Origin of the sequence: Nocardioides sp. CPCC 206348 (assembly GCF_048654705.1) — a bacterium.
Taxonomy (GTDB): domain Bacteria; phylum Actinomycetota; class Actinomycetes; order Propionibacteriales; family Nocardioidaceae; genus Nocardioides.
Genome location: NZ_JBMCZA010000208.1, coordinates 1 through 259, shown reverse-complemented (window position 1 = coordinate 259; position 259 = coordinate 1). Strand labels below are relative to the sequence as shown.

At 70.7% G+C, this 259-nt stretch carries 1 pseudogene; it reads right to left on the bottom strand.

Going from position 1 to position 259, the window contains the following annotated elements:
• Window positions 1–259 (bottom strand): annotated as a pseudogene (locus ACOADB_RS20475) (hypothetical protein); the annotation flags it as partial.

Sequence of the window (259 nt, the reverse complement as noted above, 5' to 3'; positions counted from 1 at the left end):
GGCCGTCACACGACTCCGCGACCTCGGCATCGACCCACGCCGCCTCCGACTCGGACAGCTCCCGGGTCGCCTCGGCAACGTGGCGGGCATGACCGGTACGCGCCTCACCGGCGTCGACCCGGGACTGGATCCGTGGGAGCCGCAGCTTGATGTCGACCGCGTCCGCGATCAACTTCTTCGCCCCGTACGGACTGGTCTGGATCCGGGCCCCGAACGCTGCCGCGGCGTACTCGGTGATCAACGGCGTCCCCACACCACC